Consider the following 26,883-nt stretch of genomic DNA (forward strand, 5'->3'; position numbering starts at 1 on the left):
GAGTTGCCCCCGAGACCTGGCGGGCCGGGCTGACTTCGAGGTGTGGTCGCCTGAGCTGGCCCCGAGCCGCTGTCGCCCGAGCTGCCCCCGAAGCACAGCGGACCGAACTCGCCCCCGGGCGCGGTCGCCCGAGCTGGCCCGAGGCGCAGCGGGCCGAGCTGACTTCGAGCCGCTGTCGCCCGAGCTGCCCCCGAAGCACAGCGGACCGAACTGGCCCCCGGGCGCGGTCGTCCGAGCTGGCCCGAGGCGCAGCGGGCCGAGCTGACTTCGAGCCGCTGTCGCCCGAGCTGCCCCCGAAGCACAGCGGACCGAACTGGCCCCCGGGCGCGGTCGTCCGAGCTGGCCCGAGGCACAGCGGCCCGAGTCGGCCCCGAGGCACAGCGGGCCGAACCTGTTCCCAAGCACAGCGGACCCAACTGGCCCCGAGGCACGGTCGCCCCAGCTGCCCCCGAGACACAGCTGACCGTCAGCCCACGAGGCGCAGACGCCAGCTCAAGGCGCCGCCCACGTCAGCACCACCTTGCCCCGCCCATGGCCCCGCTCCACCTCCCGTTGTGCGTCCGCCGCCCGCTCCAGTGCGTATTCGCCGCGGATGTGCACCCGCAGCGCCCCCTTCGCGTACAGCCCGGTCATCTCGGCCAGGCGGGCCGCCGTTCTCGTGCCGGTTAGTTCGGGCAGGCCCAGGCGGCGGGCCTCCTCCGTGGCGACCATCGTGATGACCCGGTCGGCGTGCCGGGACACCGCTGCCGACGCGCGCAGCGCTTCCGCGCCCGCGCCGTCCAGTGCCGCGTCCACGCCCTGCGGGGCGATCGCGCGCACCCTGGCCTCCAGGCCCTCCCCGTACGTCACCGGGATCGCGCCCAGCGCCCGCAGATGGTCGTGGTTGGCCTCGCTCGCCGTGCCGATGACCGTGGTCGCGCCCCACGCCTTCGCCAACTGCACCGCCAGCGTGCCGAGTCCGCCCGCCGCCGCGTTGATCAGGACCGTGTCGCCGGGTCCCACCCGCATCGCGCTCAGCGCCAAGTGCGCGCCCTGCGCGTTGCCCGAGAAGCCGCCCGCCACCGTCCACTCCATCTCGTCCGGCTTGGCGACCAGATTCTCCTCCGGGACCACGACGTACTGTGCGTACGAACCGAGGAGGGAAAAGCCGAGCACCGGATCGCCCGGCCCGAAGCCCATGACCCCGGAGCCGATCGCGTCCACCGTCCCCGCGAACTCGTTGCCCGGCACGACGGGGAACACCGCCCCCGGCGGCCTGATCACGCCCTCCCGCAGCCCGATGTCGAACGGCATCACACCGGCCGCCCGCACCCGCACACGGACCTCGCCCGGACCCGGCTCGGGGACGGGCAGATCCATCGGGCGCAGCACCTCCGCCGGGCCGTATGCCGTGAACGCGGCGGCGCGCATCGTCGTAGAAGTAGAAGTAGAAGTAGAAGTACTAGCAGCAGTGTTTGTTGTCATGATGGTTCCGTTCTTGAGTTGTCGCAGCTGTTGAAGTGCGCGCAGGCGCGCCGGAATTGCTGGGGCCGGCCCCTGGTTCATGGCCTCAGGACCACCTTGCCGACCGTCCCCCGCCCCAGCAGCGCCGCGTGCGCCGCCCCCGCGTCCCGCAGCGGGAACGTCGTCACCGCCGGTACGAGCGTGCCGCGCGCCGCCTCCTCAAGTGCCCGCTCCTGGAGGCCGCGCAGGCCCCCGGGGACCCGCGCGATCCGCGGACCCAGCGCGTACGTCGCCGTCAGGAGTCTGCTCCGGAGGTCCTTCGTGCCCAGCTCCGTGGGCTTGCCCGACGACCAGCCGTACATCACCAACCTGCCGCCGAAGCCCAGAAGTTCGAGCGCCGCACGCCCCGCGTCGCCGCCCACGCTGTCGAAGGCGACGCTCACCTCGCGGCCCCCTAGCGCCGCGCGCACCTTCCGGGGCCAGTCGGGCTCGTTGTAGTCGACGGCCACGTCCGCGCCGAGGTCCCGCACCCGTGCGGTCTTCCCGGGGCCGCCCGCCGCGCCCACCACGGTCGCGCCCGCGTTCCGCGCGGCCTGCACGAGGAGCGTGCCGATGCCGCCCGCCGCGGCCGTCACCAGCGCCACGTCGTCCGGTTCGAGCGCGGCGACGTGCAGGATGCCCAGCGCCATCCGGCCGGTGCCGACCATGGCGATCGCGGCCTCGTACGACAGTGTGTCGGGCAGCGGGAACAGCGCGTCCGTCTCGCGCACGGCCAACTCCGCGTAGCCCGCGTTGACCAGACCCAGGTGGGTCACCACCCGCCGGCCGAGCCACTCCTCGTCCACCCCCTCGCCGAGAGCGTCGACGATCCCCGCGACCTCCCGGCCCGGGGTGATCGGCAACTCGGGCATCGGGAAGGGGAGTTCGCCGGCCGCTCCCTGCTGGAGCGCGGTGTCCAGGAGGTGGACCCCCGCGGCCTCGACGGCGATACGGACCTGGCCGGGGCCCGGCACCGGGTCGGTGACCTCCTCGTACCGCAGGTTCTCGGGACCGCCGAACGCGTGCAGTCGGATCGCTCGCATGGTCAACTCGCCTTCGTCGTACGGAGATGTGCCCTCGGCCGGGCCGTCCGTGGATGCCGCGCCGGCTGTCGTGCCGACACCGGCAAAGCTAGGGAGGGCGGCGGCTGCGGCGCCTCTGTCGGACGACCGGGATCATGACGGGGCGGTGACCGGGTGCTGTCCCGGGCAGTGACCAGGTACTGACCGGGGTTCCGCCGGCCGGTCCTTCCCAGTCGTACGACAGAGGCGCCGGACAGGACGCTGTTCCTAGCGTCGACCCCATGACGCACGCGACCTGTGACACCACGCCCCCCGCCGAGACCGCCCCCACGAAGACCCGCTGGACGCCGGTCGCCGTCATGGCGCTCGCCATGCTGATGGTCACCCTGGAGCTGAGCCTCTCCTCCGTGACGCTGCCCGCGATCGGCGGCGACCTCGGCGTCGGCACGTCCGCGACCCAGTGGGTCCTCCTCGCCTACGCCCTGCCGACGGCCGCGCTCGCGATACCCGCGGGACGGTGGACCGACCGCGCCGACCTCCGTGCCGTGTTCCTCCTCTCCGTCCCCGCGATCGGGCTCACCAGCCTCCTCGCGGCCGCCGCGCCCAACCTCCCCGTGCTCCTGGCGGCCCGCGTACTGCAGGGCGTCGCGGGCGCCGTGGCCGTCTCGGTCTATCTGCCGGTGGTCGTCGCCGTCGTACGGCCCGAGCAGCGGGGCCGCGCGATGGGCTACATCGCCACGATCATGCCGATCGGCTCGATGGGCGGCTCGTCGCTCGGCGGCTTCGTCGTGGACGCGTACGGCTGGCGGGCCGTGATGCTGATGAAGATCCCGGTCCTGCTCGCCGTGATCTGGCTGGGGGCACGCCACATCCCGTCCACCGGCGGCGGGCTCAGGCGTCCCGACCGGTCGCTGGTGGGCGACGGCGTCGTCCTGGGCGGCTCGGTGACCGCGCTCCTGGTGGCCTTCGACCGGATCGAGGCCGGACAGGGCGCCGTCGCCGCGGTGTTCGCGGTGGCAGCCGTCGCGCTCGCGGTGTGGTGGACACGGCTGCGCTCGGCGCGCCCGGTGATCGGTCTCCTGCGGCGCAGGACCATCGGCCTTCCGGTCCTCTCGCTCCTGCTGACCGGCACGTTCGTGGGGCTCTCCTACTTCCTGCTGCCGTTCTACGTCGCCGACGTCCTGCACGGGAGCGCCGCCATGACGGGCCTCGCGATGGTCTTCTTCATCGGCGCCGTCGCCCTCTGCTCGCCGGTCAGCGGGCGCCTCGCCGACCGGTTGCCCGGCAGGCTCCTGGGTTCGGCGGGGCTGCTCCTGGTCATCGGCGGGCTGCTGAGCATGCTGACGCTCGGCTCCGGCGCCGGTCTCCTCGACATCGCCTGGCGGCTCGCCCTGATCGGCGTGGGGCAGGCGCTGTTCGGTACACCCGTGAACGCCTCGCTCCTGGCCGCCGCGCCGCCCGACCTGGTGGGCACCATCGGCGGGGTCGGCAACACCTTCCGCACCCTCGGCTTCACCGTCGGCCCCGCGATCGCGGCGCTCGCGTACGGCCTGGGCGGCGGGGGAGCGGGCGGCTTCCGCACCGGGGTCGCCGCGCTCGCCCTGCTGCAGGTCGCCGGCCTGGTGGCGCTGCTCGGGTCGGGCGGGGGCCGGGAGGAGCGGGGCCGGTGACGCGGGCCGGGCAGCCCCGAAGCTCAGATCAGGAGTTCAGAACGGAAGCTCCTGAGCCCAAGAGCTCAGATCAGGGCGAACTGGCCGCCCGGACCCTCCTCGCGGTGGTCGAGCACCGACGCGGGGCGCCGCGCGGCATCGGGCACGGGTAGCACGCCCGCCCGGCGCAGCTCGTCCGCAGTGATCCCGGGGCCGAGCCCGCCCGCCAACTCCTCCTGAAGCGGACGGATCTCCGCCAGCAGCGCGAGCACCGTGATCAGCTCGAGCAGCTCGGACGTCCACGCCTGCGGCCACTCCACGGGACGGATCGCCTCCAGGGAGCCCGGCTCACCCGCCGCCATGCGCCGCTCGAACCACAGCTCAAGCACCCGCACGCCGCTGACCTCGAAGTCCCACGCCTCCCGGGGCACCGGCGAGATGCGTCCCTCGTCGACGCACAGCGCCTCTTCGTCGGCGTCGTACGAGAGCTGCGCGGGGCGGGCGGGCAGCGGCGCCCGTACGTAGGGCCGCCGTCCGCCGGGAAGCTTCGGCCGCGCCCCGTCACCGCGCGCCTGGAGCGCGAGCACGCGGTGCCCCAGCTCCGTGCCCCGCCCCCAGATCCCCGCGTCCGACGTCAGAGGCACCCGGCAGCCGCCCGGCGAAGCCTCCGCGACGGCCAGCGTCCAGGCCAGCAGGTCCCCGGCGCCGACGCCTCGGCCGAGCGCGCCGGAGAGATGGGCGAGCAGCCCCGGCGCCACATTGGCCTCGCGCCCGCCGGGTCTGCGGAACAGCGGACGGATGCGCCCCGGCCGCCCGGCGGGGGAGCGGCCGTCCGGCAGTACGGCGGAGGCAAGGACCGCGGGCCCCGTGGAGCCGGTGACGTACCCCTGCTCGACGAGGAACAGCTGCCCCTCGCCCGCCACCCGCCACAACTCGGGGCGAGCGGCGTCGATGAGCCGGTGGTCCGGGATCAGCCACTGCTCGTCGAAGGGGCCGTGCAGGACGCGCACCGGATCGGGGCAGGGGCCCGCCGCGGCGGCCAGCGGGACGGTCGCGCCCTGGTGGCCGGGGAGTTGGGCGACCGCGGTGTGCAGGGTGCGCGAGCGCGAGGGGGAGAGGAGCTTCTCGCGCTGTGCGGTGTCCGCCCGCACGAACGCGGCCCACCGGGCTCTGAGGGATGCGGCGTCCGGTCCCATCGGCCACCCGCGGCCCGGCCGGAGCGGTGCGACGGACCACGGCATCAGGTCGGCGAGCAGCGCCGCTTCGTCGTGCGTCACGCCCGGCATCGTACGTCGAGACCCTTACGTCGCGTCGAGGGTGACCGTGAAGGAGAAGCGGTCGCCGCGGTAGTGGATGCGTGCCACGTCCAGGGCGCGACCCTCCTCGTCGTACGTGATGCCCGTGTAGTGCAGGATCGGGCTGAGCAGCGGCACTTCGAGCAGGCGGGCCGTCTCCGGGTCGGCGAGCGTGGCCTCGACGGTGTCGGTGATGCGGCTGATGCGGGCGCCCACGACGTCGCGCAGGACCTTCGTCATGGGCCAGCGCGCCAGATCGTCGAGGTCGACGCGGTCCGCGAGCTCGGGGCGGATGAAATTGTGGGCGTGATTGGTCGGTTCGCCCGTCTTCTCGTCGCTGCGCAGCCGGTGGTACGTCGCCACCTCGGTCAGATCCGGGAAGTGCTCGGCCAGTTCGGCGGAGACCGGAGCCGTGCCGTGCGCGAGCAGCTGGGTGCTCATGCCCGACTGCTGGGCCACGATCGCGTCGACCGAGCCGAGCAGCCGGACCGGGGAGCCGCGCTGGGCGCTCGGCTCTATGAACGTGCCGCGCCGCCGGTGCCGGGTGATCAGTCCCTCGTCCTCGAGCTCCTTGAGCGCCTGGCGCATGGTCAGGACGCTCACTCCGTAGTGCCCCGCCAGCTGCTCCTCGGTGGGCAGCCGGAGCGGGGCGTCGGGGGTGCGGCCGAGTATCGAGGCGCGCAGGGACTGCGACACCTGGTACCAGAGCGGCAGTTTGCGATTCAGGACGATCGAGTCCGGGGCGAAAGCGGTCACGGTCTCTCCGAATCAGTCCGAGTCTGTCCGCGGTGGCTTCGAAACGGATCCGTCATGAGGTCAGTTTCGAAAATGGCGCTCCAGACCCTCCCACACATTGTCGTATCCGCGCTGTAGATGGGAGGCCTGAGCTGCCTGTTCGGTGGCCGTCACCGGCCAGCGCGTCTCGAACATGAAGGCAAGCCCGTCGTCGATCTTCTGCGGCTTCAGCTCGGCCGCCGATGCCTTCTCGAAGGTGTCGCGGTCGGGCCCGTGCGCCGACATCATGTTGTGCAGCGAGCCGCCGCCGGGCACGAAGCCCTCGGCCTTGGCGTCGTACGCGCCCTCGATCAGGCCCATGTACTCGCTCATCACGTTCCGGTGGAAGTACGGCGGCCGGAAGGTGTCCTCGCCGACCAGCCAGCGCGGCGCGAAGACCACGAAGTCGACGCCCGCGAGGCCCGGGGTGTCCGAGGGCGAGGTGAGCACCGTGAAGATCGACGGGTCCGGGTGGTCGTAGCTGATGCTGCCGAGGACGTTGAAGCTGCGCAGGTCGTAGACGTACGGGACGTGGTTGCCGTGCCAGGCGACGACGTCGAGCGGCGAGTGGTCGTACGTGGCCCGCCACAGGTTGCCGCAGAACTTGTTCACGACCTCCACCGGGCGGTCGTCGTCCTCGTACGCGGCGGTCGGAGCCCTGAAGTCCCGTGCGTTGGCGAGGCCGTTCGCGCCGATCGGTCCGAGATCGGGGAGCTGGAAGGCCGCTCCGTAGTTCTCGCACACGTACCCGCGTGCGCTCTCGTCGAGCAGCTCCACGCGGAAGCGGATCCCGCGCGGGATCAGCGCCACGTCGCCCGGCTCGGCGCGCAGCAGCCCGAACTCCGTGCGAAGGAGCAGGCCGCCCTGCTCGGGTACGACGAGGAGTTCGCCGTCCGCGTCGCTGAACACCCGGTCCGTCATGGAGGAGTTGGCGTGGTAGAGGTGCACGGCCATGCCGGTGCGCTGGGTCGCGTCGCCGTTGCCGCCCAGGGTCCACAGGCCCGCGAGGAAGTCCGTGCCGGGGGCGGGCTCGGGGAGCGGGTTCCAGCGCAGCCGGTTGGGGTCGGGGACCTGTGTGAACGGCGCCGTGCGGAGCGCGCCGTTGTCCACGCGGGTGAACGCCGGGTGCGCGGCCGAGGGGCGGATGCGGTAGAGCCACGAGCGGCGGTTGTGCGCGCGGGGCTCGGTGAAGGCGGTGCCGCTCAGCTGCTCCGCGTACAGGCCCAGCGGTGCGCGCTGGGGGGAGTTGCGGCCGTGCGGCAGGGCGCCGGGCACGGCTTCGGAGCTGTGTTCGTTGCCGAAGCCGGAGAGGTACGTCAGTGCCTCCGCCGTCTTGCGCGCGCCGCTGGCGTCCGCACGTCCCGCCTCGCTGGTGTGTTCCCGGCTCATCATCGCTCCCTCGTCAACGATTCCTATGGGACACCGTAGGATTCGCGTTTTCCTTCCGCAAGGGGGATCCATGGATGTGAACAATGCTCTACTCTCCCGGGGATGCCCCACCCTGATCGCCGCAAGCCCTCGCCGCCCCCGAAGACCCTGCGCCGCGTGCCCGTGCAGGAGCGCAGCGCCGAGCGTCTGACCCGCATCCTCGACGCCTGCGCCGACCTCCTGGACGAGGTCGGCTACGAGGAGCTGAGCACCCGCGCCGTCGCCGTCCGCGCGGGTGTCCCGATCGGCTCGGTCTACCGCTTCTTCGGCAACAAGCGCGCCATGACGGACGCCCTGGCCCACCGCAATCTCGACGCGTACGGAGAGCGTGTCGCGGCGCGCATGGCCGGGGTGGAGGGCGGCGACTGGCGCGGCGCGGTCGACGCGGCCTTCGACGAGTACCTCGCCATGAAGCGCACCGTCCCCGGCTTCGGGCTCGTCGACTTCGGCGTCCCCTCGGCCCCCGACGCGATGCCCGACGCCAACTCGGACGTCGCCGAGCGGGTGGCGGGGCTGCTCGCCGCCCACCTGGACCGGCCGCTGGACGAGAAGCTGCGCCGCATGGTGCTCGTCGGCGTGGAAGCGGTGGACGCGGTCCTGCAACTCGCCTTCCGGGCGCACCCGTCGGGCGATCCCGCCCTGATCGACGAGACGCGGACCCTGCTGCACTCCTACTTCGCGGGTTCACTGGACTGAACCGGGGCCGGACCGGGATCGAACCGGGACCGGACCGGGGTGCGCGGTGCGGCGGTTTCGCGACGTGACCCCTCGGGGGTCCTGACGGCATGCATACCGGTCGGTATGGTGGGAGCGCACGTGCGCCGTAGCCGCCGCCCTGGAGGGTCCTCCATGCCCAGCACCGCCCTGCGTATCTGCCCTCTCTGCGAAGCCACCTGCGGGCTCACGCTCACCATCGAAGGACCGCCCGACGGCGCCGACGGCGCGCGGGTGACCGGCGCCCGCGGGGACCGGGACGATGTGTTCAGCCACGGCTTCATCTGCCCCAAAGGCGCCTCCTTCGGAGAGGCCGACTCCGATCCCGACCGCCTGAAGGGGCCGCTCGTACGCAAGGACGGCGTACTCCAAGAGGCAAGCTGGGACGAGGCGTTCGACGCCGTCGCCGCCGGGCTGCGCCCCTTGATCGAGCAGTACGGTCCGCAGGCGGTCGGTGTGGTGCTCGGCAACCCGAACGTGCACACCATGGCGGGCGGCCTCTACCCGCCCGTCCTGCTGAGCACCCTGGGCACCCGCAACATCTTCACCGCGAGCACCGTCGACCAGATGCCCAAACACGTCTCCAGCGGGCTCCTCTTCGGCGACCCGTTCGCCATACCCGTGCCCGACCTGGACCGCACCGACCATCTGCTCCTGCTCGGCGCCAACCCCCTGGACTCCAACGGCAGCCTGTGCACCGCGCCGGACTTCCCGGGCAAGCTGAAAGCGCTGCGCGCGCGGGGCGGCACGCTCACCGTCGTCGACCCGCGCCGCACCCGCACCGCGAAGCTCGCCGACCGCTACCTCGCGATCCGGCCCGGCGCGGACGCGCTGCTGCTCGCGGCGATGGTCCAGGTCCTCTTCGAGGAGAAACTCACCGACCTCGGCGCGCTGGACGAGCAGGTGGAAGGGGTGGACGACGTGCGCGAGGCCGTACGTCACTTCACCCCCGAGGCCGTCTCGGCGGCCTGCGACGTGCCCGCCGACACCATCCGGGCCCTCGCCCGCGAGCTCGCGGCGGCGCCCACCGCCGCCGTCTACGGCCGCGTGGGCGCCTGCACCGTCGCCCACGGCACGCTCGCCAACTGGCTGGTCGACGTCCTCAACGTCCTGACCGGCAACCTCGACCGGCCGGGCGGCGCCCTGTTCCCGCTCTCCGCCACCGACCGCGCGCCCCGCCCGGCAGGCCCCGGCAAGGGATTCGCGCTCGGCCGCTGGCACAGCCGCGTCAGCCGGCACCCGGAGGCCAAGGGGGAACTGCCGATCGCCGCGCTCGCCGAGGAGATCGACACCCCCGGAGACGGCGCGATCCGCGCGGTCGTGGCCGTCGCCGCCAACCCCGTCCTCTCGGCGCCCGACGGCGACCGCCTCGACAAGGCGCTGGCCTCGCTCGACTTCATGGTGAGCGTCGACCCCTATCTGAACGAGACCTCGCGCCACGCCCACGTGGTCCTGCCGCCGCCCCCGCCCTCCCAGAGCGCCCACTTCGACTTCGCCTTCAACGGATTCGCCGTACGCAACCAGGTCCGCTACACCCGCGCAGCGCTGCCCCTGGCGGACGGCAGGCCCCCCGAGACGGAGATCCTGGCCCGCCTCGTCCTCGCGGCCGGGGGCACGCACGGCGCCGACCCCGCGGCCGTCGACACGATGGTCGTCGAGCGGACCCTGAGCAAGGCGGTCACCGACCCGCACTCCGCCGCGTACGGCCGCGACCCCAAGGAACTCGCCGCCCTCCTCACCGGCGAGAGCGGCCCCGAGCTGCGCCTCGACCTGATGCTGCGCCTTGGCCCCTACGGCGACGGATTCGGCGCCCGCGAGGACGGTCTCACCCTGGAGCGGCTCCTCGCCCACCCGCACGGCATCGACCTCGGTCCGCTGGAGTCCCGCATCCCGCAGATCCTGCGGACCCGCAGCGGACGCGTGGAGCTCCTGCCGGGCCCGATCGCGGACGACCTGCCGCGCCTCACGGAAGCGCTGCGTGCCACCCCGGACGAGCTCGTCCTCGTAGGGCGCCGGCATCTGCGCTCCAACAACAGCTGGATGCACAACGTCCGCACCCTCACCGGCGGCTCCAACCGCTGCACCCTGCACGTCCACCCCGATGACGCGGCCCGCATCGGCCTGGAGAACGGCGGCCACGCGCGCGTGGAGGCCGCCGGGGGCTCGATCGCCGTCCCCGTGGAGGTGACCGACGCCGTGCGCCCCGGAGTGGTCAGCCTCCCGCACGGCTGGGGCCACGACCGCCCCGGCACACGCCTGGCCGTCGCGGCCGAGAACCCCGGGGCCAATGTGAACCAGCTCCTGGACGGAACCCTCCTCGACCCGCTCTCCGGAACGTCCGTGCTCAACGGCTTCCCGGTGTCCGTTACCGCCCTTGTTCCGGCAGCAACTCGTTGACCTGGAGTTTTGCGCTTATTGCTCGCACGTCAACATCTTGTTAACGCCGGATAGCGGGTCCTAACGTCAACCGGACCGCCAGACCTGGTGGGAGTTCGATGGTGAACGTTAGGTAGCCCCCATGCTGACAATCCTCGGATTCGTCATGATCGCCACCTTCCTGGTGCTGATCATGATGAAGAAGATGTCGCCGATCGCGGCACTGGTGCTGATCCCCGCGCTCTTCTGCGTGTTCGTAGGAAAGGGAGCCCATCTCGGGGACTACGTCCTCGAAGGCGTCGGGAATCTGGCGCCCACGGCGGCCATGCTCATGTTCGCCATCGTGTACTTCGGCGTCATGATCGACGTCGGCCTCTTCGACCCGATCGTCCGGGGCATCCTGCGCTTCTGCAAGGCGGACCCGGTGCGCATCGTGGTGGGCACCGCGCTGCTCGCCGCGATCGTCTCGCTCGACGGCGACGGCTCGACGACCTTCATGATCACGGTCTCGGCGATGTATCCGCTCTACAAACGCCTCAAGATGAGCCTCGTCGTCATGACGGGCGTCGCGGCCACCGCCAACGGCGTCATGAACACCCTGCCCTGGGGCGGCCCGACGGCCCGTGCCGCGACCGCGCTCAAGGTCGACGCCGCCGACATCTTCGTCCCCATGATCCCGGCGCTCGCCATGGGGCTCGTGGCCGTCTTCCTGCTCTCCTACGCACTGGGCCTGCGGGAGCGCAAGCGGCTCGGCACGCTCTCCCTCGACGAGGTCCTGGAGAAGGAGACCGCGAGCGAGACCGTCCTGGTGGGCGCTGGCGGCGGCGCCGGCGGCGGGCGCATGTCGCTCACCAAGAAGACCACCGGCGCAGCGGGGTCCGGAACGGACGCATCCGAGGGCCCCGGAGCTTCCGGCGAGGCCGATGACGATGACGACGACGGCTTCCAGGGGCTCGACCCGAACCGCTCCACCCTGCGCCCCAAGCTCTACTGGTTCAACGCCGGTCTCACCGTGGTCCTGCTCACCGCCATGATCATGGAGTGGCTGCCGATCCCGGTCCTCTTCCTGCTCGGCGCCGCGCTCGCCCTGACCATTAACTTCCCGCACATGCCCGACCAGAAGGCCCGTATCGCCGCCCACGCGGAGAACGTCCTCAACGTCACCGGCATGGTCTTCGCCGCAGCCGTCTTCACCGGCGTCCTCCAGGGCACCGGCATGGTCGACAGCATGGCCACCTGGCTCGTCGACGCGATCCCGGAGGGCATGGGCCCGCAGATGGGCCTGGTGACCGGCCTGCTGTCGCTGCCGCTCACGTACTTCATGTCGAACGACGGCTTCTACTTCGGCGTCCTGCCGGTCCTCGCCGAGGCGGGCCAGGCGCACGGCGTCAGCACCCTGGAGATCGCCCGCGCCTCCATCGCGGGCCAGGCCCTGCACATGTCGAGCCCGCTGGTGCCCGCCGTGTACGTCCTGGTCGGCATGGCCAAGGTCGAGTTCGGCGACCACACCAAGTTCACCGTCAAATGGGCCGTGCTCACCTCGCTCGTGGTGCTCGGCTCCGGAATCCTCTTCGGCATCATCTGATGCCATCGACACCGGGCCGCGCCTGGTTGCTGCGCCTTGTCATCGCCTTCGGCTTCGCGCAGGGGGCGGTGTCGATGGCGCGTCCGGCCGTCTCCTACCGGGCCCTCTCGCTGGGCGCCGACGAGGCGGCGATCGGCGTCATCGCCGGTGTGTACGCCCTGCTCCCGCTCTTCGCCGCCGTGCCGCTCGGGCGCAGGACGGACCACGGGCGGTGCGCGCCGCTCCTGCCGGTCGGCGTCGTCCTGATCTCGGGAGGGTGCGCGCTCAGCGGTACGGCGGGTTCGCTCGGCGCGCTCGCCGCGTGGAGCGGCGTGATGGGGCTCGGCCACCTCTGCTTCGTGATCGGCGCCCAGTCGATCGTGGCGCGGCAGTCCGCGCCCGACGAACAGGACCGCAACTTCGGGCACTTCACGATCGGCGCCTCGCTCGGGCAGCTGGTCGGGCCGATCGCCGCCGGGTCCCTCATCGGCGGCGACATGGGCCGGACGAGCTCCCTCGCCCTGGTCGTCTCCGGAGCGGTCGCCGCCGTCTCGCTCACCTCGCTGTGGCGCATCGAGCACGTCCGCCCCGCCGGTGGCTCGCCGAAGCGGGGGGACAGGGTGCCGGTGCTCGGCATCCTGCGCACCCGTGGCGTGCCCGCGGGGATCTTCATCAGCCTCGCGGTGCTCTCCGCGACGGACATCCTCACGGCCTACCTGCCGGTGGTCGGCGAGCACCGGGGCATCGCGCCCGCGACGGTCGGCGTGCTGCTCTCGCTGCGGGCCGCCGCGACGATCGCCTGCCGGCTCGTGATGACACCGCTGATCAACCTTCTCGGCCGTACGGTGCTGATCGTGGTCACGTGTCTGCTGGCCGCCGTGCTGTGTGCGGGGGTCGCGCTGCCGGTGCCCGTGTGGGGGCTGGGGGTGATGCTCGTGCTGCTGGGCTTCTGCCTGGGGGTCGGGCAGCCGTTGTCGATGACGACGGTGGTGCAGGCGGCTCCGGACGGGGCGCGGTCTACGGCTCTTGCGTTGCGGCTTACGGGTAATCGGCTGGGGCAGGTCGCTGCCCCAGCCGGGGCGGGGCTGATCGCGGGGGTTGCGGGGGTTGCGGCGCCGTTCGTGATGCTGGGCGGGTTGCTGTTGGTGGCGGCCGGGTTGGGGCTGAGGCGTGGTAGCCCTGCGGGGCCCTCCCCAATCCCGCCCCTTCCCGAAACTGGGGGCTCTGCCCCCAGACCCCCGCTCCTCAAACGCCGGAGGGGCTGACCCGGTCCCCCTACTTCACCCGCATCTCACACCTCATACTCCGCTCATGGCCCACGATCCGCTCAGGCCCCGTCAGGGTCAGCCGCACCCGGTGGTGGACCGTGGCGCTGGACGCGGCGACGCGGAGTTCCAGGGCGCCCGGGTCCACGATCCGGTGGCCCTCGGGGCCCGTGTACGAGGCCAGGTCCGCGTGGAACGTGGCGTGGACCTCCGCGGACTCGCCGGGCAGCAGCGGCACTCGGGCGTAGCCGACCAGGCGGGCCACGGGGAGCGCCACCCGGCCCACGGGGTCGTGGAGGTAGAGCTGGACGACCTCGGCTCCGGGGCGATCACCTGTGTTGGTGACCGTGACGCGCAGGGTCGTCTCGCCGTCCGTGGGCAGTTCGACGGAGGCTTCGGCGGCGGCAGGGGACACGTCCCATGCGAACGTCGTGTACGAGAGCCCGTGCCCGAACGGGAACAGTGGCGTCGGATCGAGGTTGCTCGCCTCGCCCCGGTGGCCGAGCGGGGGAGCCAGATACGTCCAGGGCTGGCCCGTCGGCTCGCGGGGCACGCCGACCGGCAGCCGCCCCGACGGATTGACCCGCCCCGAAAGCACGCCCGCGACGGCGCCGCCGCCCTCCTCGCCGGGGAAGAACGCCTGCACCACCCCGGCCAGACGGTCCGCCCAGCGCCCGAGCGCGTAGGGCCGGCCGGAGAGGAGCACCAGCACCGTGGGCACGCCCGAAGCGAGAGCCGCCTCGATGAACTCGCCCTGGCTGTCCGGGAGTTCCAGGTCCGCCGCGTCGCATCCCTCGCCCGACGTGCCCCGCCCGAAGAGCCCGGAGCGGTCTCCGGCCACGGCCACGCACACCTGCGCATCGGCCGGGTCCTCGACGAACGTGGCCCCCGGGAACTCCGCCCGCAGCGCCTGGAGCAGCGTCGGTACGGCGACGCCCATCGGCAACCCCGGGTGCTCGACGCCCACATGGCGCGGGAAGGTGTAGCAGCCGAGCATTGCCGCCGGGTCGTCGGCGAGCGGGCCGACCACGGCGATCCGCGTGTGGTGCGCCAGTGGGAGCGTGCGGCCCCTGTTGGCGAGCAGGACCACCGACTCCTCGGCCAACTCGCGCGCCAGCGCCCGCATATGGGGCGGGTCCAGGTCCACGGGCGACGGTGGGGGCGGAGTCGGCGTCCAGTCGGGGTCCAGGAGGCCCAGCTCGCACTTCTGGGTCAGTACGCGCAGCGCCGCCCGGTCCACCACGTCCTGCGGTGCGTCCCCCGCCCCGAAGCACCGCACCGCCGGGAGCTCGACGTCCACGCCCGCCGACAGGGCGAGCGCCGCCGCTCCCGCCCTGGAGTCGGTGACCCCGTGCGCCGACTCCAGGAAGGACACCCCGAAGTAGTCGGAGACGACCGTCCCCGCGAACCCCCATTCCTCGCGCAGGAGTTGGGTGAGAAGCGCCTGGTGGGCGTGGGCGGGGAGGCCGTCCAGGTCGTTGTACGCGGGCATGACGGAACGTGCGCCCCCGTCCCGTATCGCCATCTCGAAGGGAGGCAGGATGACGTCCGCCAGCTCGCGCGGGCCCATCGACACCGGGGCGTGGTTGCGGGCCCCGCGCGAGGCCGAGTACCCGGCGAAGTGTTTGAGCGTGGCGATGATCCCCGCCGACTGGAGACCCCGGACGTAAGCCGTGCCGATGGTCGCCACCAGATAGGGGTCCTCGCCGATGGACTCCTCCGTGCGGCCCCAGCGGGGGTCGCGTACGACGTCGAGGACCGGGGCGAGCCCCTGGTGGACGCCGACCGCGCGCATCGACGTACCGATGGACTCGGCCATCCTGCCGACCAGGTCGGGGTCGAAGGAGGCGCCCCAGGCGAGCGGCGTGGGGAAGACGGCCGCCTGCCAGGCGGTGAAGCCGGTGAGGCACTCCTCGTGCGCGACGGCGGGCAGGGCGAACCGGTTGGCGGCGCGCACGCGTTCCTGGAAGGCGGCGAGCCGGGCCGCGCCCTCGCCGGGTTCCACCGGCGCCGTACCGAAGGGGCGTGTCACCTGGCCGAGTCCGTGGGGGAGCAGCTCCTCCATGTCGACGCGCTGTGCCACCTCGTGCTGGAGCGGCGCCACATCGGCGCTCTCCTCCTGGGCATCCGATCCCGGCCAGACGCTGTAGAGCTGGGCGAGCTTCTCCTGTGCGGTCATCCGGGCGAGCAGGTCCGCGGCCCGCTCGGACGCGGGCAGCGTGGTGTCCTGCCAGGGGTGGACCATGAAACTCCTCAAGTCAGCGGCCGCCCGCGCCCATCAGACCGTCGACCAGCTGACGGCGGGCGAAGAGATACACGGCGAAGATGGGCACGACGGAAAGGACCACGGCGGCGAGCAGCGCGGGGACGTCGACGCGGAACTCGCCCACGTAGTCGTAGAGGCCGAGGGTGAGCACCCGGGACTCGGGGGACTGGGTGAGGATCAGCGGGAAGAGGAAGCCGTTCCAGGCCTGAAGGGCGGTGTACACGGCGGCCGTGGAGATGCCGGTGCGCGACATCGGTACGACCAGGCGCAGCAGGATGCGGACCGGGCCCGCGCCGTCGAGAGCCATCGACTCGTACAGCTCCTCGTCGATGTCCCGCATCGAGCCGGCGAGGATCAGCACGCTCACGGGCAGCGCGAACGCGGCCGTCGGCAGGATCACCGCGAGCAGCGAGTCGTACAGCTCCAGCTTCGTGATCAGCAGGAAGACCGGGATGATCACCGCCTGGGCGGGGATCGCGAGTCCGAGCAGGAACATCTGGAACAGGCGCTGGGCGCCCCGGCCCCGCGCCCGCACCACCGCGTAGCCGACACACACCCCGAGCACCAGGACGAGGGCGACACAGGCGACCGTCACCACCGCCGTGTTCAGGAGGTAGGTGAAGAAGCTGCTGTCCAGGACCTTGCGGTAGTTGTCCAGCGTCGGGTCGGTCGGGACGGAGAGCCCGCCCCGGTCGAAGTACGCGTCACGCGTCTGGAGAGTCGTGACGAGCAGGACGTACAGCGGCAACGCGATGATCACGAGCCAGAGCAGCGAGGCGACTCCGGCGGGGAGGTTCGGGCGCCCGCGCCGTCGGCGCCTCTGCCGGGGAGGCCGGGCGGGAGTGCGGGTGCCGGGCCGCTCCAGGGTGCTGGTCACAGGCCCTCCCTGGTGGAGCGCATCGCCGCGAAGCCGGTGAGCCGTACGAGCAGGAGCGAGATGCCCGTCGCGACCACGACCAGCGCCGTGGCGATCGCGCTCGCGTAGCCCATGTCGCGGGAGACGAAGCCGCTCTCGTACATCCAGTAGGGGACGATCGTGGTGTCCGTGCCGGGGCCGCCCTCGGTGAGGATCAGCACGGTGTCGAAGAACGTCAGCGCGCCGACCACCATCAGGACGGTCGATGTGATGACGGTGTTGCGCAGTTGCGGCAGCGTGATGTGGAAGAACTGCCGGACCGTGCCCGCCCCGTCGATCGACGCCGCGTCGTAGAGGGAGCGCGGGATCTGCCGGGCGCCGCCCTGGTAGAGCAGTGTGTGGAACGGGATGAACTGCCAGGCCGCCACGGAGATCACCGCACCGAACGCGCCGCGCGACGAGCCGAGCACGTCGCCGTCCGCGAAGCCGATCCACGGGCCGATGTCGGCGATCAGGCCGAAGGTGGGGTCCAGGAGCGTCTTCCACAGCAGCGCGAGCGCCACGGACGAGGCGAGCAGCGGCAGGAAGAAGATGGCGCTGAGCACCGCGCGGTTCTTCTGCCTGCCCGCCGCCCAGACGCCGAGCAGCAGCGCGATCGGCGTCTGGACGAGCCAGGTCAGCGCGGTGAGCAGCAGGCTCAGGACCACCGCGCCCCGCATCGTGGAGTCCTGCCACAGGCGGCTCCAGTTGTCCGTGCCGCGGAAGGAGGGCAGGCCGCCCAGACCGTCCCACTCGGTGAAGGAGAGATAGGCGACGAGAAGGAGCGGGCCGAGCGCGAAGCAGAGGAAGAACAGGGCGCCGGGCGCGGCCCACAGGAGGCCGGGGGGGCCGGGGCCGCGGGACGACGTGCTCACTTCACGTCCCGCATCGCGTCGGCGAAGCCCTTGGGGCTCAGATCGCCGTTGAAGAGCTTCTGCAGGTTGTTGGTGAGCGGCGAGGTGAACTTGGCGGGCAGTGCCTGGTCCCAGGAGAGCGTGAAGGACGGGGCCTCGCTCACCATGTCGTACTGATACGTGGCGTACTCGGGGTTCTCGTGCTCGGTGAGCTGCGCCTTCGCGTCCGAGGTCGCCGGTACGTCTCCGTTGGCGACGAGGTCCTCGGCGTAACTCCGCTGCGACGCGAACTTCAGGAACTTCACCGCCGCGTCGCGCCGTTCGCCCTTCTTGACCCGGGTGGCGTTGACCGACCAGTAGTTGGTGGGGTTGCCGACGACGTCCTTGGGGTCGCCCTTGCCGCCGGGCACCGCGGGGAACGAGGTCCAGCCCAGGCCCGACTTGGCGAACTCCTTCTGGTTGGCCTTCTGGTTGGCGTACTCCCAGCTGCCCATCAGGTGCATGGCGGCCTTGCCGCGGGCGAAGAGGGTGGAGGCGCCGTCCGCCGTGTAGTTGACGGACTTGTAGTTCTTGCCGAAGGCCCCGCGGTCGACCAGATCGCGGATCGTCTCGCCCGCCTTGATCATGGCGGGGTCGCTCCAGGCGGACTTGTCGCCGTCCACGATCTTCTGGAAGACCTCGGGGCCGCCGAACCGGTCGAGGAGGTACTCCAGCCACATCAGCTCGGTCCACGGATCGGCGCCCGCGAGCGCGAACGGCGTGACGTCCTTCTCCTTGAAGGTGTCGATCAGGTCGAGCATGTCGTCCCAGGAGGTGGGGGGCTGTGCGCCCGCCTCGCGGAAGACCTTCTTGTTGTAGAAGAGGATCACCGGTTGCATGCCGCGCATCGGAACGCCGTAGTACGTCCCGTCGATGCGGCCCGCGTCGAGGATCGAGGGGATGAACGCCTTCTTCAGCTCCGGGTCCTTCTTCATGTACGGGCCGAGGTCGACCAGCATGTCCTTGGCGGCGAAGTCGCTGATGGAACCGCCGCCCCAGTTGAAGAAGATGTCGGGGGCGTTGGCGGTGCCCATGGAGGTGCGCATCTTGTCCTGATAGCCCTCGCCGGGGATCTCGACGAGCTTGACCTTGACGTCCGAGGTCTTGTTGAAGCGGTCCACGACTTTGCGCTGTACGGAGGCCGACGGGTCGCCGTAGACCCAGGCCTGGAGCGCGGCGCCACCGCCGCCCGCGCTGTCCTGCGGTCCGCCGCTGCCACCACAGGCGGACAGGCCGGTGGCAGCGAGCGTCAGGGCCGCGGTGGCCAGGGCCGTACGGATGCGTCGGCGCGGTCGGAGCGATCTGCGCAGGGGAGGGGTAGGCATCGCGGCGCACCTTCCGGAAGAGTTCCGAAAATTATCGGTCGATGCGCACGGAAGTTACGGGCGGCGTCCGGACGTGTCAACGCTCCTGACAGGAAAGGGAGTTCGGATCCTTCGTACGAAGGGGGGCTCAGGCGGGCGGTGCCGTGCTGGCCCGCACCACGAGCTCCGTGGCCAGCTCGACGCGGGGCGAGGCGGGCTCCTCGCCGAGCGCGAGCCGCAGCACCGTGCGGGCCGCCAGCTTCCCCATGTCGGACAGGGGCTGGCGCACGGTCGTCAGGGGCGGAGCCGACCAGCTGACCTCCGGCAGATCGTCGAAGCCCACCACACTGAGGTCCTCGGGAACGCGCAGGCCGCGCCGCCGCAGGGCCTCGATGGCGCCGAGGGCCATCTGGTCACTGGCGGCGAAGAGCGCGGTCGGCGGCTCGGCGAGGGCAAGGAGCTCGCCCGCTCCGGCGAACCCGGACGCGTGGTAGAAGTCGCCCGGCACGATCAGCGCGTCGTCCACGGGCACGCCCGCGCTCTCCAGCGCCGCACGGTACCCGTCGAGCCTGGCCCGGGAGCACAGGAGCCTCGGCGGGCCCGCGATGAAGCCGATCCTGCGGTGGCCCAGCGAGAGCAGATGCTCCGTCGCCGCCATGCCGCCCGCCCAGTTGGTGGCGCCCACGGTCGGTGCGTCGAGGGCGGGTGATCCCGCCGGGTCGATCACGACGAGCGGCACGCCGAGCCGCCGCAGCTCGTCGTGGAGCATCGGTTCCAGGACGGAGGTCACCAGGATCACGCCGTCCGACGCGCGGGCCCGCAGGTTCTTCATCCACTGGCGGGCCGAGCCGGAAGCGCCGTGGATCGCGGAGACGACCGTGCCCGCACCGGCCGCGTGCGCCACTTCCTCGACACCGCGGATGATCTCCACGGCCCAGGGGCTGTCGAGGTCGTTGAAGACCAGGTCGACGAGGGCGGCGCGGCTTCCCGGCGCGGTCGCCCGGCGCTCGTAGCCGTGCTCCCGCAGCAGGTCCTCGATGCGCGCGCGGGTCTCCTCGGACACGTCGGACCGGCCGTTGACCACCCGCGACACCGTCGGCACCGAGACACCCGCCTGCCGGGCTATCTCCGTGATGGTCACCTTGCTCCTTGACCGGCTCACTTCCCCACCTCCCATGACGAGTCCCCGTCACGCCCTTACCGTTCCGGACGCATTCTCGAAACTTTGCAGAAGACTTCCGGAACACCGGAGTTGACGTGAAGCCTAGAGGAGAGGCTCCGTGCACGCAGACGTTCCCCGGAGGCGCCGGCTGCCTCCGGGGAACGGGGTACTGCCCGGGTGTGAACCGGGGTACTACTGGACGATCTTGAGCAGCTTGTTCGGCGAACCGGTGCCGGGGCTCGTGACCTTGCCCGAGGTGGCTCCGTTCACCAGCGCCGTGGAGACCTGCGCGGGCGTGGCCGAGGTGTGGCCGGCCAGGTAGACCGCCGCGGCGCCCGCGACATGCGGGGTGGCCATCGACGTACCGGAGATGGTGTTCGTGGCGGTGTCGCTGGTGTTCCAGCCCGCCTTGATCGAGACACCCGGCGCGAAGATGTCCAGGACCGAGCCGTAGTTGGACCAGCTGGCCTTGGCGTCCGTGTTGCTGGTGGCGCCGACCGTGATGGCGGCGGGGACCCGCGCCGGGGACGACGAGGAGGCGTTGACGCCCTCGTTGCCCGCGGCGACCGCGTAGCTGACGCCGTCGGCGATGGAGTTCTTCACCGCGTTGTCGAGCGTGGTGGAGGCGCCGCCGCCGAGCGACATGTTGGCCACGGCGGGGGCGCCCGCCGCGTGGTTGGAGGTCACCCAGTCGATGCCCGCGACGACACCGGCGGTCGTGCCGGAGCCGTTGTTGTCGAGCACGCGGACGGCCACGATCTTGGCCTTCTTGGCGACGCCGTACGTCTTGCCCGCGATGGTGGTGGCCACGTGCGTGCCGTGGCCGTTGCCGTCCTGGGCGGTGTTGTCGCCGTCCACGGCGTCGTAGCCGTTCACCGCGCGCCCGCTGATCTCGGAGTGCGTGATGCGCACGCCCGTGTCGATCACGTACGCGGTGACGCCCGAGCCCGCGGTGTCCGGGTAGGTGTAGGTGCCGGACAGCGGCAGGCTCGTCTGGTCGATGCGGTCCAGGCCCCAGGGGGCGTTGGACTGGGTCGCGTCGGCCTGGACCCGCCGGTTCTGCTCGACCGTCGCGACCGCGGGGTCGGCGGCGAGGCGTCTCGCCTCCGCCGCGCTCAGGTCGGCGGTGTATCCGTTGAGCGCGGACTTGAAGGTCTTCCGCACCGACCCGCCGTACCCGGATATCAGGCCCTTGCCCTGGGTCGAGGCGGCCTTGAGACCCGAGTCCTTCTTCAGCGTGACGAGGTAGCTGCCCTGGACGGCGTCGGCCGAACCGGCCCCGATCACGGTGCCTTCGGCGGGAGCGGCCTGGGCCGGAAGGGCGGTGACCGCACCGAACAGAGTGGCGGCGGTGGCGGTCGAGATCGCCGCGGCGATCACAGTCTTCTTGCTGCGCAGCATTGCCATTACGAGGGAGTCCTCCTCATAGGCGGCGCGCGCCCTGGGTCGGGCGGCGCAACTGTGGGGGCGTGTGCGTGATCGCACACACAGCCGGGAGCGGTGCGTTCCGCTCTCGGCGCGAACAGCAGACTGGAGGCTCTACGGGCGTAGATCAAGGGAGTTGGCGTCTTGACATGTGTCTGTCACGTGCACGAAACGGAATGCCGGCGGAACCCTCGGGGGGTAGGTGTCGACCCGGGGGGAATGTCCCCTGCTCCGACGCCCCTGGTGCCAAAAAACTATCAGCGCTAGTTTGGGGTGCGGACGAGGTCCTGACGACTATCTGAGGAGTGCCATGAAGGCCCACGACGGCATGTACATCGGCGGCGCCTGGCGGCCCGCCGTCGGTACGGACACGATCACGGTCCTGAACCCGGCCGACGAACAGCCGGTCGGTCAGGTCCCCGCCGGGACGGCACAGGACGTCGACGCGGCGGTACGAGCCGCCCGCGAGGCCTTCCCGTCCTGGGCCGCGACCCCGCCCGCCGAGCGCGGCGCGCTCATCGGGGCGCTGCGCGACCAGTTGGTGGCGCGCAAGGACGAGATCGCCGAGACGGTGACGGCGGAGCTCGGCTCCCCGCTCCCGTTCTCGCAGATGGTGCACGCGGGCGTGCCGATCCTGGTCTCCGGGTCCTACGCCGAGCTCGCGGCGACGTGCGCGTTCGAGGAGAAGATCGGCAACTCCACCGTCTACCTGGAGCCGGTCGGCGTCGTCGGCGCGATCACGCCCTGGAACTACCCCCTCCACCAGATCGTCAACAAGGTCGCCCCCGCGCTCGCCGCCGGCTGCACGGTGGTCCTCAAGCCCGCCGAGGACACCCCGCTCACCGCCCAGCTCTTCGCCGAGGCCGCGCACGAGGCGGGCATCCCCGCGGGCGTCTTCAACCTGGTCACCGGGCTCGGCCCGGTCGCGGGACAGGCGCTCGCCGAGCACGAGGGCGTCGACCTGGTCTCCTTCACCGGCTCGACGGCGGTCGGCAAGCAGATCGGCGCGACGGCGGGCGCTGCCGTCAAGCGCGTCGCCCTGGAGCTCGGCGGCAAGTCCGCCAACGTCATCCTGCCCAGCGCCGACCTGGCCAAGGCGGTCAACGTCGGCGTCGCCAACGTCATGTCCAACTCGGGCCAGACGTGCAGCGCCTGGACCCGCATGCTGGTGGACTCCGCGCGCTACGACGAGGCGGTCTCGCTCGCGGCGGACGCCGCGGCCAAGTACGGCGCCCGCATCGGCCCCGTCGTCAACGCCAAGCAGCAGGCGCGCGTGCGGGGTTACATCGACAAGGGGGTCGAGGAGGGTGCCCGGGTGGTGGCGGGCGGCTCCGAAGCGCCGCGCGAGCAGGGCTACTTCGTCCAGCCGACGGTCTTCGCCGACGTCACCCCCGAGATGACGATCGCCCAGGAAGAAATCTTCGGGCCGGTCGTCTCGATCATCAGGTACGAGGACGAGGACGACGCCCTGCGGATCGCGAACGGCACCGTGTACGGGCTCGCGGGCGCGGTCTGGGCGGCCGACGACGCGGAGGCCATCGCCTTCGCCCGCCGCATGGACACCGGGCAGGTCGACATCAACGGCGGCAGCTTCAACCCCCTTGCCCCGTTCGGGGGTTACAAGCAGTCGGGGGTCGGCCGCGAGCTGGGCCCGCACGGACTCACGGAGTACCTCCAGACCAAGTCCCTCCAGTTCTGAACCCCTGTTCCACGCCTTCTAAGGAGTACGTCACCGTGGTCCGCGCCGCTGTTCTGCCCGCCGTCGGCTCTCCCCTGGAGATCACCGAGATCGACCTGCCCGAGCCGGGCCCGGGCCAGGTGCGGGTGCGCCTCGCCGCCGCCGGGGTCTGCCACTCCGACCTGTCCCTGACCACCGGCACGATGCGGGTGCCCGTGCCCGCCGTGCTCGGTCACGAGGGCGCGGGGACGGTGGTGTCCGTGGGCGAGGGCGTCACACATGTCGCTCCGGGTGACGGAGTGGTCCTCAACTGGGCTCCCTCCTGCGGCAGTTGTCACCCGTGCTCGCTGGGCGAGGTGTGGCTGTGCGTGAACGCGCTGGCCGGCGCCGCCAACGTGTACGCCCACCGTGCCTCGGACGGCTCCGACCTCCACCCCGGTCTGAACGTGGCCGCGTTCGCCGAGGAGACGGTGGTCGCGGGCAACTGCGTGCTGCCCGCCCCGGACGGCGTCCCGCTGACGGATGCCGCCCTCCTCGGCTGCGCCGTGCTCACCGGGTACGGCGCCGTCCACCACTGCGCGAAGGTCCGCGCGGGCGAGACGGTGGCGGTGTTCGGGGTCGGGGGAGTGGGCCTCGCGACGCTCCAGGCGGCACGGATCGCCGGTGCCGCGCAGATCATCGCGGTCGATGTCTCCCCGGAGAAGGAGGAGTTGGCGCGGTCGGCCGGGGCCACGGAGTACGTGGTCGCCTCCGCGAAGACGGCGAAGGACATCCGTGGGCTGACTGGTGGTCAGGGTGTGGACGTGGCGGTGGAGTGCGTGGGGCGTGCGGTGACGATCCGTACGGCCTGGGAGTCGACGCGGCGCGGGGGGCGTACGACGGTGGTCGGCATCGGCGGCAAGGATCAGCAGGTCTCCTTCAACGCCCTGGAGATCTTCCACTGGGGCCGGACGCTGTCCGGGTGCGTCTACGGGAACTCCGACCCTTCGGTGGACCTGCCGGTCCTGGCCGATCACATCCGGGCGGGGCGGTTCGACCTGAGCGGCCTGGTGACGGACCGGATCGCGCTGGACGGGATCCCCGCGGCCTTCGAGAACATGGTCGCGGGCAAGGGGGGTCGGGCGTTGGTGGTGTTCTAGTCTTCGCCGAGTTCGTCCTCAAATGCCGGACGGGCTGGAGATTCCAGCCCGTCCGGCTGCGTGCACCGTTGACCACATACCCACTGGTCGGTACGGTCCCTGCAATCACACGCCCACCCCCTGTCCCGTCCCCGGACCCACCGGAGTGTGCACCCGCATGGACCCCGCACCGACCTCGGCAGCTCCTCTCCCCGCTGCCGTTCCCGCGTCACCGGCGGATCCCCACCGCCGCAAAGTGGCCACCGCCGCCGCCCTCGCCTCCGCCGTTGAGTGGTACGACTACTTCGTCTTCGGTATCGCCGCCGCCCTCGTCCTCGGCGATCTCTACTTCCCCTCGGGCAGCTCCTCCGCCGGAGTGCTCGCCGCGTTCGCGACCTTCGCCGTGGGCTTCCTGGCCCGCCCCATCGGCGGCGTCATCGCGGGCCACCTCGGCGACAAGCGTGGCCGCAAGCCCATGCTCGTCATCGCGCTGACCCTGATGGGCATCTCCACCACGGGCATCGGCCTGCTCCCCACGTACGAGACGGTCGGCATCGCCGCGCCGATCCTGCTCGTCACCCTCCGCGTGTTCCAGGGCATCGCGGTCGGCGCGCAGTGGGGCGGCGCGATGCTGATGGCCACCGAGTACGCCCCCGAGGGCAAGCGCGGCCTCTACGGCAGCCTGGTCCAACTGGGCGTCCCCATCGGCGTGGTGACCGCCAACACGGTCTTCCTGATCGCCGGCGCCGTCACCAGCGAGAGCATCTTCGAGGCATGGGGCTGGAGGGTGCCCTTCATGGTCGGGCTCCTCGTGCTCGTGCTCGCCTGGTACATCCATACACGGGTCGAGGAGACCCCGGAGTTCCGCGAGGCGGAGCGGGCCCTCGCCGAGAAGGAGAAGGGGCGGAAGGACGCAGGGGGCGAGAAGGGCAACTCGCCGCTGCGCACCATCCTGCGTCACCACCTCGGCACGGTCTTCCTGGCCGGCGGCTCCTTCGCCGTGAACACCGCGACGTTCTACATCATCATCACCGGCGTCCTCGACTACACCACCCGTGAACTCGACATGAAACGCAGCGCGGTCCTCACCGTCTCGCTCTGCGTGAGCCTCACCCAACTCGCCCTGATCCCGGCGTCCGCCGCGCTCTCCGACCGCATCGGGCGGCTGCGGATCTACGCCATCGGGGCCGCGGGACTCGCGGTCTGGGCCGTGCCGATGTTCCTGCTCATCGACACCGGTTCGCTGCTGTGGCTCGCCGTCGGCACCTTCGTGACCAGCTGCTTCCTCAGCATCATGTACGGGCCGCAGGCCGCGCTCTTCGCGGAGCTCTTCACGGCCGAGATGCGCTACACGGGAGCCTCGCTCGGCTACCAGATCGCGGCCGTGTTCGGCGGCGGGCTCGCGCCGTTCGTGATGGTGCTGCTCCTGGAGGCGACGGGCACGTCGATGGCCGTCGCCGCGTACATCATCGGCCTCGCCGTGATCGCCCTGATCTCCATCAAGGTGCTTGCGGGGCGGGCGGGTTCCCGCTGACGTCCCCGTCCGTCAGGGACAGCCCCGGCGCCGTCGCACCCGACGGCGCCGGAGCCGTCGTACGCAACCGCGAGAAGGACTTGGCCGCGGCCAGGAACGCGAGCGTCGTCAGGACGAACGGCCAGGTGAAGGTGTGCCCGCCGGACGGCGCGAGGAGCGCCGACATGGCCGAGCTGACGGCGGTCGCCGTGGCGGCGCCCACCACCGCGTACGCGAGCGTCGCGCCCCGCGCCGGTAGGAAGACGCCGCACAGCGCGAGCGCGACGAGCACCGAGTTGTATCCCATCGAGCCGTCGGCGATCTGGGCGGCCGGCGCCCCGAGCGCCCACGCCGAACCGATCCCGACCACGCTGCCGACGCACGCCACGGCCCCCGCGCGACGGCTCGCCACGAAGAGGCCCACGAGCAGCACCGCACCGACGTACCACTGCGGCATGAAGAAGATCTGGGCGAAGTCGGCGAAGAACGCCCGCGCCAGGTCGATGGGTTGGAGCGTGGTCGGGCCCGTCGCCGCTCGGGTCAGTGCGGCCAGGGCGTCCCCGTGGTGCCAGACCCGCTCGAAGCCGGGAGCCGCGATCGTCGTCGCGCTCGCGAGCAGGCAGTACGGGAGCGTGAGCGAGGGCAGGCCCCAGAGGGCGAGGACGTTGACGGCCGCCGCCGTCACGACCGTGACCACCACGCAGCCCGCGAGGGCGAGCGCGGCCGTGGAGAGGTGTCCGGCGCCCAGGAACACCGCGAAACAGAGCGCGGTGAGGCAGGCGTTGAAGCCTTCGAGGCCGGTCGAGACGCGGTCGTGCGCCGCCCCGAGGAGCCGCGCCGTCGCTGTGCCGACGGCCGTTCCCGCAAGCCCGTAGAGGCCGTACTCCCAGCCCGCCGCGAAGAGCGCCACGCAGAAGAGGGCGCCCGCCGCCGTGCTGGGCAGAAAGGTGACCTGCGCCTGGCCGCGCAGGACGTGGGCGGCGAAGGACCGGGCGCCAAGTGGCTGGTCCTTGGCATCCGTTGAGTGCCGCACGGCTCGCTCCCGTGTTTCGTCCATGTT

The 26,883-nt window shown here is 71.7% G+C and carries 20 protein-coding genes; 8 read left to right on the forward strand and 12 right to left on the reverse strand.

All coding sequences use genetic code 11. The features are described from left to right. Window positions 1–492: 492 nt before the first annotated feature. A complete protein-coding gene (locus ACFUPX_RS14055; protein ID WP_383320703.1) occupies window positions 493–1,464 on the reverse strand; it encodes an NADP-dependent oxidoreductase in 972 nt (323 codons plus the stop codon). 77 nt (window positions 1,465–1,541) lie between these two features. Further along, complete coding sequence (locus tag ACFUPX_RS14060; RefSeq protein WP_383320705.1) at window positions 1,542–2,525, reverse strand: zinc-binding dehydrogenase; 984 nt, start codon at window positions 2,523–2,525, stop codon at window positions 1,542–1,544. A 260-nt stretch (window positions 2,526–2,785) separates the two neighbouring features. Between ACFUPX_RS14060 and ACFUPX_RS14065 the strand changes: the two genes are divergently transcribed. Beyond that, a complete protein-coding gene (locus ACFUPX_RS14065) occupies window positions 2,786–4,174 on the forward strand; it encodes an MFS transporter (RefSeq protein ID WP_383320707.1) in 1,389 nt (462 codons plus the stop codon). A gap of 65 nt (window positions 4,175–4,239) precedes the next feature. On the opposite strand, the gene ACFUPX_RS14070 is transcribed toward ACFUPX_RS14065, so the two are convergent. From ACFUPX_RS14070 to hmgA, 3 genes are read right to left on the reverse strand one after another with little or no spacing between them, the layout of a single operon-like run. After that, the gene (locus tag ACFUPX_RS14070; protein ID WP_383320709.1) at window positions 4,240–5,439 is read right to left on the reverse strand and encodes a type ISP restriction/modification enzyme; all 1,200 of its coding nucleotides are present in this window, start codon (window positions 5,437–5,439) and stop codon (window positions 4,240–4,242) included. Between the two features lie 15 nt (window positions 5,440–5,454). Continuing rightward, a complete protein-coding gene (locus ACFUPX_RS14075; protein WP_383320711.1) occupies window positions 5,455–6,204 on the reverse strand; it encodes a GntR family transcriptional regulator in 750 nt (249 codons plus the stop codon). 60 nt (window positions 6,205–6,264) lie between these two features. After that, window positions 6,265–7,611 (reverse strand): homogentisate 1,2-dioxygenase, encoded by a 1,347-nt coding sequence (gene hmgA, locus ACFUPX_RS14080; protein ID WP_383320787.1) that lies wholly within the window; start codon window positions 7,609–7,611, stop codon window positions 6,265–6,267. 102 nt (window positions 7,612–7,713) lie between these two features. Here hmgA and ACFUPX_RS14085 point away from each other — a divergent pair, with 102 nt between their 5' ends. The 4 genes from ACFUPX_RS14085 (at window position 7,714) to ACFUPX_RS14100 (ending at window position 13,569) form a co-directional block, all read left to right on the forward strand. Next, complete coding sequence (locus tag ACFUPX_RS14085; RefSeq protein WP_383320713.1) at window positions 7,714–8,346, forward strand: TetR family transcriptional regulator; 633 nt, start codon at window positions 7,714–7,716, stop codon at window positions 8,344–8,346. Between the two features lie 153 nt (window positions 8,347–8,499). Next, a complete protein-coding gene (locus ACFUPX_RS14090; protein ID WP_383320715.1) occupies window positions 8,500–10,761 on the forward strand; it encodes a molybdopterin-dependent oxidoreductase in 2,262 nt (753 codons plus the stop codon). 121 nt (window positions 10,762–10,882) lie between these two features. Continuing rightward, complete coding sequence (locus tag ACFUPX_RS14095) at window positions 10,883–12,325, forward strand: CitMHS family transporter (RefSeq protein ID WP_383320717.1); 1,443 nt, start codon at window positions 10,883–10,885, stop codon at window positions 12,323–12,325. After that, window positions 12,325–13,569: an MFS transporter gene (locus ACFUPX_RS14100; RefSeq protein WP_383320718.1), complete on the forward strand. Its 1,245-nt coding sequence runs from the start codon at window positions 12,325–12,327 to the stop codon at window positions 13,567–13,569. Before ACFUPX_RS14095 ends, ACFUPX_RS14100 begins: the two co-directional genes overlap by 1 nt. Before the next feature lie 10 nt (window positions 13,570–13,579). Here ACFUPX_RS14100 and ACFUPX_RS14105 read toward each other — a convergent pair whose 3' ends face one another. The 6 genes from ACFUPX_RS14105 to ACFUPX_RS14130 all read right to left on the reverse strand — a co-directional run bounded on the left by ACFUPX_RS14105 (window position 13,580) and on the right by ACFUPX_RS14130 (window position 21,496). Beyond that, window positions 13,580–15,814 carry a glycoside hydrolase family 3 N-terminal domain-containing protein gene (locus ACFUPX_RS14105; RefSeq protein WP_383320720.1) on the reverse strand — a complete coding sequence of 745 codons (2,235 nt, stop codon included), beginning with the start codon at window positions 15,812–15,814 and terminating at the stop codon, window positions 13,580–13,582. Window positions 15,815–15,827: 13 nt separating this feature from the next. Further along, window positions 15,828–16,712, reverse strand: coding sequence for a carbohydrate ABC transporter permease (locus ACFUPX_RS14110; RefSeq protein ID WP_383320722.1), 885 nt, complete (start codon window positions 16,710–16,712; stop codon window positions 15,828–15,830). After that, a complete protein-coding gene (locus tag ACFUPX_RS14115) occupies window positions 16,709–17,605 on the reverse strand; it encodes a carbohydrate ABC transporter permease (protein WP_383320723.1) in 897 nt (298 codons plus the stop codon). Before ACFUPX_RS14115 ends, ACFUPX_RS14110 begins: the two co-directional genes overlap by 4 nt. After that, entirely contained in the window at window positions 17,602–18,948 is a 1,347-nt protein-coding gene (locus ACFUPX_RS14120; RefSeq protein ID WP_383320725.1) for an ABC transporter substrate-binding protein, read from the reverse strand. The genes ACFUPX_RS14115 and ACFUPX_RS14120 overlap by 4 nt, the downstream gene beginning before the upstream one ends. 127 nt (window positions 18,949–19,075) lie before the next feature. Next, a complete protein-coding gene (locus ACFUPX_RS14125) occupies window positions 19,076–20,104 on the reverse strand; it encodes a LacI family DNA-binding transcriptional regulator (protein WP_383320727.1) in 1,029 nt (342 codons plus the stop codon). Window positions 20,105–20,281: 177 nt separating this feature from the next. Further along, window positions 20,282–21,496 (reverse strand): S8 family peptidase, encoded by a 1,215-nt coding sequence (locus ACFUPX_RS14130; protein WP_383320729.1) that lies wholly within the window; start codon window positions 21,494–21,496, stop codon window positions 20,282–20,284. A 328-nt stretch (window positions 21,497–21,824) separates the two neighbouring features. Between ACFUPX_RS14130 and ACFUPX_RS14135 the strand changes: the two genes are divergently transcribed. From ACFUPX_RS14135 to ACFUPX_RS14145, 3 genes are all read left to right on the forward strand, one after another. After that, on the forward strand, window positions 21,825–23,213 hold the full coding sequence (locus ACFUPX_RS14135) for an aldehyde dehydrogenase family protein (RefSeq protein WP_383320731.1): 1,389 nt from the start codon (window positions 21,825–21,827) through the stop codon (window positions 23,211–23,213). A 35-nt stretch (window positions 23,214–23,248) separates the two neighbouring features. Next, on the forward strand, window positions 23,249–24,331 hold the full coding sequence (locus ACFUPX_RS14140; protein WP_383320732.1) for a Zn-dependent alcohol dehydrogenase: 1,083 nt from the start codon (window positions 23,249–23,251) through the stop codon (window positions 24,329–24,331). A gap of 157 nt (window positions 24,332–24,488) precedes the next feature. Further along, a complete protein-coding gene (locus ACFUPX_RS14145) occupies window positions 24,489–25,844 on the forward strand; it encodes an MFS transporter (RefSeq protein WP_383320734.1) in 1,356 nt (451 codons plus the stop codon). On the opposite strand, the gene ACFUPX_RS14150 is transcribed toward ACFUPX_RS14145, so the two are convergent. Further along, complete coding sequence (locus ACFUPX_RS14150) at window positions 25,810–26,856, reverse strand: urea transporter (RefSeq protein ID WP_383320736.1); 1,047 nt, start codon at window positions 26,854–26,856, stop codon at window positions 25,810–25,812. The genes ACFUPX_RS14145 and ACFUPX_RS14150 overlap by 35 nt on opposite strands. Window positions 26,857–26,883: the final 27 nt, after the last annotated feature.

Source organism: Streptomyces sp. NPDC057302, from assembly GCF_042667685.1.
Lineage (GTDB): Bacteria > Actinomycetota > Actinomycetes > Streptomycetales > Streptomycetaceae > Streptomyces.